This is a genomic window from Oscillibacter sp. GMB15532 (assembly GCF_041020825.1).
In the GTDB taxonomy this organism is placed as follows: Bacteria; Bacillota; Clostridia; order Oscillospirales; family Oscillospiraceae; genus Oscillibacter.
In genome coordinates, this window is sequence record NZ_JBEVTO010000002.1 from 397,306 (window position 1) to 405,433 (window position 8,128).

Genomic DNA, 8,128 nt, shown 5'->3' on the forward strand with positions numbered 1-8,128 from the left:
TTTGGTGGGCGGCTTTTCGCGTTTTTGGGCAGATGAAGCCGGAATCTGTCAAACATATTGCTTCTGCCGGTGTCGTATGATAAAATAATGTAAAATTTTACAGTTTTAGACGCAGTCATGCGTATTTCACGCAACCGGATTGAAAGGCAGTGAGGGTATGAAGAACCGTTTCCTTCGCGGGGCGCTGGTTGCCCTTTGCGCGCTTTTTCTGAGTGCAGGATGGTCCCTTCCCTGTCTTGCCACAGAAAACGCAGGGAATGGCTTTCCTGCGCTGAAGGTAGCATTCTATCCTCTGGACGGCTTTTTTCAATACGACGCTTGCGGCAATGAGACGGGCTACGGTGTGGAGCTCTTGGACAAGCTGTCCCAATACACCGGGGTGAGCTTTTCCTATGTGGCGGCCGATAGCTGGGAGAGCACCCGGGACATGCTGGCGGAGGGGAAGGCCGATATCCGGATGCCTGTGTCCATGCCCCTGATTCCCTCTTCCACCCCTGGGATGAGCTCCCGCGCGATCTTGAGCACCTACCATGCACTGATGACTCTGAATTCCAATCAGGAGCTTTACTATTGCGATTACAACGCCTTTGGCGACCTGCGGGTAGCGGTTTCGGATGAGCTGCTGCGCCGTGATGTGATTGCCGGTCGGCTTTCGGAATTTGGAATCGACGAGGAGCGGCTTCTGGTCTGCAACGACTATGGCGAGGCCCGCGCCATGCTGGATTCGGGTATGGCAGATGCGGTAATTTCCAATGTGATGGACCTGACGGACGACATGAAAATTCTGGCCCGGTTCGACAACACCACCAACCACATTCTCATGCGGCAGGACGATCCTGCGCTCTCCCTTCTGGACAGCGCCATGGAGCGATTGGAGATAAACGAGCCGTTTTTTCTGTCCAGCCTTTATAAAAAATGGTTCCCGGAGCGCGTCTGCGTGCCGCTGACCCGTGCCGAGGAGGAATACGTGGCGGGGATCGCCAGTCTCCGCTTTGCTTTTTCCGAGGACGAGGGCTATCTCTCACGGCTGGAAAACGGCGTGTATAAGGGTTTCTTTCCCGCCCTGGCGGAGCTGCTGTGTGAAAAGCTGGGTGTGGAGTACGAAGCAATTTCCCGGGATGCGTTAACGCCCGGTACTCAGGAGGAACCGCTGATTTTTCCGGGATACTCCAATAATCTTCTTCATGCGGCGGAAAGCGGCGTCAGTGTGACCGACACATTTTTTACCGCCAACTACTGCTGGGTGCAGCAGAAGAATGCCGATGTGGATTTTTCGTCGTGCACAGTGGCCGTGGTAAACGGCTTAGGCTCTCCAAACCGGCTTCTTTTGCGGGATTTCTCTGCGGAGCAGCTTCTCTATTTTGACGACTGGGACGCCTGTATCCGAGCAGTCTCCTCCGGCAAGGCGGACGTTACCATTTTAAACAATTACATCGCGGAGTATTATCTCAGCGTGTATCGGTACGGAAATTTGGTTTCCGTTTTTACGGATAATTACAGCCATGGCGTCTGCTTTGGAATCACCCGGGGAAACGGTGTCCTCAGCTCCGTTCTCAGCAAAACGCTGGGCAGAGTCTCCGCCGACGAAATTGATCAGCTGATTATCCGCGCCCAGACGGACAGGCCGCAGTACGACGGCCCGCTGGACCTGCTTCGCAGCCATCCGACCGAAAGTCTGGCTGTGCTCGCAGCGCTTGTCGGGCTGTTGGGGGCGCTGGCAGTGCTGACGGTATTCACCCGCCGGATCAGCCAGCAGAATCTGGCCCTTCAGAGTGCCAACACGGCGAAGACCGACTTTCTCTCCCGCATGAGCCACGACATGCGCACCCCCATGAACGGCATTCTGGGGATGACCGCCCTGACCATGGACCTTCCCGATCTCTCTCAGGAGACCCGGGAAAATCTCTCCGCCATTCGGGATTCCAGCAACTACCTTCTCAGCCTGATCAACGACACGCTGGATATGAGCCGGATTGAGGGACAGAAAATTGAGCTGCACAGGGAGCCGGTGCTGGCCTCCGAACTGATTGAGCACACGCTTTCTGGGATTTACCCGTCCGCACAATTGAAGGACATTCAAATTACTACGAAATTTGTGGGCTTTAAAAATGAATACATTTTTGCAGACCGGGTGCGGATGCGGCAGATTTTCACAAATCTTCTGTCCAACGCCGTGAAATTTACCCCCGAGCACGGGAAAATTGAATTCCGCATTGAATGTATGAAACAACAGCACAGAATTTCCCTCAGCCGGATTACCGTCAGCGACAACGGCGTGGGCATGAGCGAGGAATTTCAGCAGCATGCCTTCGAGCCGTTTTCCCAGGAGCCCAACTCCCAGAGCAACCGTTACGCCGGCAGCGGGCTGGGTCTGCCCATCGTGCAGAATCTAGTGCATTTGATGGGCGGAACCGTGTCCATCCGCAGCAAGCTGAGCGAGGGCACGTCCATTACCGTGGAGCTGCCCATTGAGGTATTGGAACACTACCAGCCCCCGCCCCCGGGAGAAACCAGCGCCTTTCTGGAGCTGCGGGGCAAGCGCGTTTTGCTGTGTGAAGACCATCCTCTCAACGCCACCATTGCCACGAAGCTATTAAGCAAGGCGGGCGTGCTGGTTGAGCGGGCGGAGGACGGGCAGCAGGCTGTTGACCTGTTCATGCGGCGGGGCTGGGACTATTACGACGCAATCCTGATGGACATCCGGATGCCCGTGATGGACGGGCTGAGCGCCGCGCGGGTCATTCGCAATCTCCGCAGGGGTGACGCGAAAACGGTTCCCATCATCGCCATGACCGCCAACGCTTTTGACTTTGACGTAAAGGCCAGCCTCTCCGCTGGAATGGACGACCATCTGGACAAGCCCGTGGAGCCGGAGAAGCTCTATCGGGTGCTGGCGGAGCAAATCTGCCTGCGCAGCGGCGGTAAAAGCAAGCACAGCTGATAAACCGCCAAAAGCTGGAGTGATGACTCTAAGCAGGTCTGCCGCCCATTCAAATTTGCGGAACAAACCGGGCATAATCAGCGCTGCTCATTTTTGGAGAAGGGGCGCACCCATCTTATATACAGACCGGGCGGAAGGAAATATCCTTCCGCCCGGTTTCTTTATATCGCTGCACACGCATCCCCACACCGCGCGTAATAGAAGAGGTACTGCTGCATCACCCCGGCAAAACCCTTGTAGCGGTACAGCGGGAACCGGCCCCGGTAGCGCTCCCGCACCACCCGGTTAATCCACACGTCACGGGGAAACGCGGCGATGCGGTGATAGCCAAACAACGCCACGCAGCTCGCCACCTTTACCCCCACACCCGGAACAGTCATCAGCATCTCCGGCAGCGCCTCGTCGTCAAGGTCCACCAGTGCCGCAAGGTTCAGCGTTCCTGATTCCGCCATCCGTGCCGCGGCAAGAACATAGCCTGCACGATAGCCAAGCGCACAGGCACGCAGGCCCTCCTCCCCTGCTGCGGCCAGCGCCGCCGCGCTGGGAAACCCATACTCCGGTCCAAGGTCTTCCCCGTACCGCCGGCACAGCGTCTCCACGCAGGCCCGAATTGCGGGGATATTCTTCCGCTGAGAGATGATAAAGGTCACCAGCATCTCCCACGGGTCCTGCCGCAGAATGCGGATGCCCGACCCAAAGGCGGCCGCCGCCGTGAGATACGCGTCCTTTTCCGGAACGGCGGCACGAAAAGCGGCGTAGTCGGTATTGAGGTCGAAATAGTCCCGCCAAAAACCAGCAAACTCCTCCTCGGAGCAGTCCATCGCCCATGCGTCGGCCCGCTCCTGAAGCTCCGTCCACCGGTTCCCCGCCACGGCACGAAAGCGGCCCTCCTCCAGCTGTTTCAGCCGGAAGCACTGGCCGCTGTCCGCAATTTTTCCCACATCAAAGTCCTCTTTTGAAATCAATACCATCTCAGCACTCCGCAGGCCATAAAATATCGTGGGCAACCGGGGTATAAAACAGGCGCTGAATCTCCGCCGGGTCCTTGGTCTGTCCCAGAATCCACATCAGCTTGGCCGTCACCGCCTCGGTGGTCATGTCAAACGCCTCCAGCACCCCGGGAACGCCCTTGAGCCGGTGGCCCACATGGTAGATCCCAAGATCGCTGCCCTCGTTCTGCACCTGCGTGGTGAGCACCACCAGCTTGCCCCGCTCCGTCCAGCGGCAGAGACTGCCGCAGAAATCCGAGCCCTCGTAATCCGGCAGTCCGCCCACACCGAAGGACTCGATCATCAGCGCGTCACAGCGCTCCAGCAAATAGTCAAGCAAGGCCTGCTCCGTGCCGGGAATCAGCTTCAAAAGCCCCACCTTTGTATCCAGCCGATCATAAAATACCGGCCCGCCCTCGCAACTCTCATGGAGATAGCGCAGCAGCACCCCATCCCGCAGGACCCCCAAAAACGGATAATTGATGCTGGAAAAGGCCTCAAAGCTCTTGGAGCGGATTTTCTGCGCCCGGGTCCCCAGAATCACTTTCCCGTTGAATACGAGAGATACGCCCGGCAGACCCGACGCCGCCGTACGGAATGCGTCCGTCAGGTTGATCTTGGAATCCGTCACGTCAAAGCCGATGGGCTTTTGCGCCCCGGTAAACACAATGGGCTTGGGACTTTTTTGAATGAGATAACTCAGCGCTGCGGCGGAATAGGCCATGGTGTCCGTCCCGTGGGTGAGCACAAATCCGTCATAGTCCTCATAGTGCTCCCGGATGCAGCCCACCATCTCCAACCAGTGGTTTGGCGCGATGTTCGTGCTGTCCAGATTCAAAAGCTGTAAGCTTTCCACCTCGCAGATACCGGAGATGGCGGGAATATGGGCCAAAAGCTGCGTGCTGGTAAGCTCCGGGGCCAGCCCGTTTTCCGTCACCTGAGAGGCGATGGTACCACCCGTGCCGATCATTAAAATCTTTTTCATTTTATATCCTTAAAAGCTATACCTTTATAAAATATCCCTGTGGTCCAGCGCCGCAAGGCCGAACCGGACCGCGCGGCTGACGCGCGCCCGTTCTTCCTCATCCCCGGCGTCATACCGCTGGCGCAGGCGGCGGAGAAATTCTCCCCGGAGGGAATCCTCTCCCGCTCTGGCCCAAACGTCCTGACGGACGCGGGTTTCGTCCCGCAGCTCCAGCGCGTAAAACCGACCGGAAAGCACCGTCTCCAGCGCCGTCAGGTCAATCCCCCGCTCATCCGTCTCCCCGGTGAAAAGAATGCGGTACAAATCATAGGTGGTCCACGTTGGCAGGGCGGCTTCCACCGCCTCCCGGGGATCCCCGTCCGTCACGTCCACCGTCAGAATTTCGTAGCGGTGGCGGGCAAATGGTACAAATTCCAGCGTCACCGCCCCCTCGTCAGACACGGTGCCGAAATAAAAGCCCTTGTCCCCCAGCTCGTCAAAGCCCCTACCCTCCGGACAGCCGGGATAAGCCCACAGGGTCTTCCCGCTTTTCTGGGGACCGGAGGCAACGTGAACGTGCCCCAGCGCAAGATACGCAAGGCCGCTGTCGGCAATCTCCGCCTTCGTGACGGGGTTGTAACGCGGGGCCGACGGTTCCACGTCCCCGTGGAGCGCCATCAGATGAATTCGCCCGTCCTGCGGGGCGGCAAACCCGGTCAAAAGGCCCGCCATCTGCTCCGGGGCGGTAAAGGCCGCGCCGTGGACCGTGCAGTTCAAATCCGGCAGGTCTACGCTCTCTATCTCCCCAGACTTGAATATGTACACATTCTCCGGCCAGTGAACCGTGGCATAGGGACTGTCGGCGGAGTAAAAATCGTGGTTTCCGGGGGCGATGAACACGCTGATTCCCGCGCGGCCCAAGCCCCGGGCCAGCTCCTCCGGCGTCTCGCGAAAGCTGTTCGTCCCATCGAAAAGATCGCCGGAGAGAAGCATCAAATCCGCGCCCCGGCGGAGGGCTTCCTCCGCCAGCCGCGCGCCAAGCTCCCGGCTCTCTCTCCGCCGTTCCGCCGCCCGCTGGGGCGACAGTGCGTGAAACGCACTGTCCAGATGAAAATCCGCCGCATGAATAAATCGAAGCATAGGCCCTTACTGCTCGTCGGGCCGCCAGCCCTTGCACACATCCACCCATGTTCCGCAGGAGTATTTCTCCAGCTCGTCACAGGTCATCTCCACAGCGCTGTTGCTGCTGCCCGCCGCCGGAAAAATCGTGTCAAAGCGGTGCATGGACGCGTCCAGATAAATCTCCACGCCCTCCTTCACAGCAAAAGGGCACACCCCGCCCACGGCATGGCCCACCAGCGTGGCAGCTTCGTCGTGGCTCAGCATGGATGCCTTGCCTCCGAACCGGTCCTTATAACGCCGGTTATCTACCTTGGCGTCTCCCGCGCAGACCACCAGCAGCACCCGGTCCCCCAGCTTGAAGCTAAGGGTTTTTGCAATCCGCGCGCCCTCCACACCCACGGCCTGCGCCGCCAGTTCCACCGTGGCGGAGGACACGTCGAACTCCCGGATGCGGTCCTCGATGCCCTGCGCTTGAAAATAAGCTCTTACTTTTTCGATTGACATGAGTCAGTTCCCCTCTATCTGTATGTGATTGCAAATTATCGGATGTCCACCCGTTCCACCCCGACGCACAGGCCGGTGGCGCTGTCCAGCGTGAAAACAGCCCCTTGCAGCTTCACCGGGCCCTCAGGCGCCCGGAATCGGCCCGGTAGGCCTCCCAGAAACATCTCCACCGACTGCTCCGGCTTCACCCCCAGTACGGATTCCACCGCGCCGGTCATGCCCAAATCCGTGATATACCCGGTCCCGTTGGGGTATACCCGCTCATCGGCGGTGGGCACGTGAGTGTGAGTCCCCCAGAGGGCGGAAACACGTCCGTCCAGAAAATAACCCATGGCAAGCTTTTCGCTGGTGGCCTGCGCGTGAAAATCTACCAGCGTAAAATCCGTCTTCTCCCCGGTCAGCAACTGGTCAACGACGGTAAAGGGGTTGTCCGCCCCCCAATTCAGGTTGCACCGCCCGATCAAGTTTACCACGCGGATGCGCACACCGTTTAAATCGTAAATTCCCCAGCCCCGGCCCGGCGCCCGGCGGGTGTAATTGGCGGGACGGAGAATATAAGAGTGCTCGTCCAGAAAATCCACAATCTGGGGCTTGTCAAAGCTATGGTTGCCTAATGTAATGACGTCCGCCCCCGCGTCATAAATGCGTTCCGCCTGCTCCGGGGTCAGTCCCACGGCGGCAGCATTCTCACCGTTTACCACGGTAAAAGCAATGTTCTTCAATTTTTTCAGGGGCCGCAGCGTCTTTTCCAAATGAGCGAGCCCCGGCTCGCTCACCACATCGCCCACGGCTAAAACATGATACAGCATATAGCACCTAATTCCCTCAAGCAGTTTATTCGTTTTATTATATCCAAAAGCAGCACGAATTGCAAGGGCCCACGTCGCCTGTCTCTGCCACAGCGGAGGATTGTCCGTCTATGCAACCTGCCAATTTCGCCGAGATTTGTCGCAATCAGTACCGCAATATGATACTGTCATAAAAAACAGAAAAAGGGCCCTCATCTGGTATCTTTCCAACACAACAAAATTTCCTCAATGATTAAAAAAGAAGCCGTGCATTGCACGGCTTCTTTCTCTTATTTCAGCAGCTTAAACTGGCCCAGCAGTGGAACTTCCTTTTCCTCGCCGTTGATGGCCCCAATGAAGCCAATCACTGCGCAGACAAAACAAAAGATGCCCCAAATCCATCCAATGATGGGGATTACACTCAGCAATCCGGCCAGCCAGATAACCAGCGCCTGATTGAGGTGAAACTTTGCACCCTCCCGATCTCCGACAATTAACGCAATCAGCAATCCAACCCAAGTCAGATACGCGACAATTCCCGTGGTTTTGCGATCCATAAACACGGCCTCCATTCTTAAATATATTGTGAGGTTCATAGCTTTTTAGTATTTTAACACGATAAGCGCGTAAACGCAAGCGCATGCCAAAAGGAGTATTTACCGCGCTCTCTAAATCATACGCATCAAGTGCCGACGGCGAAACCAATGCCTGAGTGGCGTCTTCTTCCACGATTTGTAAAGCCGATTTTTCAACATCAAGGAAAGGCCAACAAATATCTGAAGGCGGTTCATAAAAGATCAGTCCCCGCAAATTAAGGCAT

At 57.2% G+C, this 8,128-nt stretch carries 7 protein-coding genes; 1 reads left to right on the top strand and 6 read right to left on the bottom strand.

Annotated elements, in window-relative coordinates:
* Positions 1 to 157 precede the first annotated feature (157 nt).
* Positions 158 to 2,941 (top strand): ATP-binding protein, encoded by a 2,784-nt coding sequence (locus tag ABVS15_RS04355; protein ID WP_369282526.1) that lies wholly within the window; start codon positions 158 to 160, stop codon positions 2,939 to 2,941.
* 161 nt (positions 2,942 to 3,102) lie between these two features.
* On the opposite strand, the gene ABVS15_RS04360 is transcribed toward ABVS15_RS04355, so the two are convergent.
* The 6 genes from ABVS15_RS04360 to ABVS15_RS04385 all read right to left on the bottom strand — a co-directional run bounded on the left by ABVS15_RS04360 (position 3,103) and on the right by ABVS15_RS04385 (position 7,865).
* Positions 3,103 to 3,912: a DNA-3-methyladenine glycosylase gene (locus ABVS15_RS04360; RefSeq protein ID WP_369282527.1), complete on the bottom strand. Its 810-nt coding sequence runs from the start codon at positions 3,910 to 3,912 to the stop codon at positions 3,103 to 3,105.
* 1 nt (position 3,913) lies between these two features.
* Positions 3,914 to 4,915 carry an asparaginase gene (locus ABVS15_RS04365; RefSeq protein WP_369282528.1) on the bottom strand — a complete coding sequence of 334 codons (1,002 nt, stop codon included), beginning with the start codon at positions 4,913 to 4,915 and terminating at the stop codon, positions 3,914 to 3,916.
* A 24-nt stretch (positions 4,916 to 4,939) separates the two neighbouring features.
* Entirely contained in the window at positions 4,940 to 6,034 is a 1,095-nt protein-coding gene (locus tag ABVS15_RS04370) for an exonuclease SbcCD subunit D (protein ID WP_369282529.1), read from the bottom strand.
* Between the two features lie 6 nt (positions 6,035 to 6,040).
* Positions 6,041 to 6,520 carry a YbaK/EbsC family protein gene (locus ABVS15_RS04375; RefSeq protein WP_369282530.1) on the bottom strand — a complete coding sequence of 160 codons (480 nt, stop codon included), beginning with the start codon at positions 6,518 to 6,520 and terminating at the stop codon, positions 6,041 to 6,043.
* A gap of 35 nt (positions 6,521 to 6,555) precedes the next feature.
* Entirely contained in the window at positions 6,556 to 7,329 is a 774-nt protein-coding gene (locus ABVS15_RS04380) for a TIGR00282 family metallophosphoesterase (protein ID WP_293009240.1), read from the bottom strand.
* 269 nt (positions 7,330 to 7,598) lie between these two features.
* Complete coding sequence (locus ABVS15_RS04385) at positions 7,599 to 7,865, bottom strand: hypothetical protein (protein ID WP_312615366.1); 267 nt, start codon at positions 7,863 to 7,865, stop codon at positions 7,599 to 7,601.
* Between the last annotated feature and the right edge of the window lie 263 nt (positions 7,866 to 8,128).

Coding starts and splice junctions, on each gene's coding strand:
- ABVS15_RS04355 (WP_369282526.1), top strand. CDS start 158: ATGAAGAACCGTTTCCTTCGCGGGGCGCTGGTTGCCCTTTGCGCGCTT.
- ABVS15_RS04385 (WP_312615366.1), bottom strand. CDS start 7,865: ATGGATCGCAAAACCACGGGAATTGTCGCGTATCTGACTTGGGTTGGA.
- ABVS15_RS04375 (WP_369282530.1), bottom strand. CDS start 6,520: ATGTCAATCGAAAAAGTAAGAGCTTATTTTCAAGCGCAGGGCATCGAG.
- ABVS15_RS04380 (WP_293009240.1), bottom strand. CDS start 7,329: ATGCTGTATCATGTTTTAGCCGTGGGCGATGTGGTGAGCGAGCCGGGG.
- ABVS15_RS04360 (WP_369282527.1), bottom strand. CDS start 3,912: ATGGTATTGATTTCAAAAGAGGACTTTGATGTGGGAAAAATTGCGGAC.
- ABVS15_RS04370 (WP_369282529.1), bottom strand. CDS start 6,034: ATGCTTCGATTTATTCATGCGGCGGATTTTCATCTGGACAGTGCGTTT.
- ABVS15_RS04365 (WP_369282528.1), bottom strand. CDS start 4,915: ATGAAAAAGATTTTAATGATCGGCACGGGTGGTACCATCGCCTCTCAG.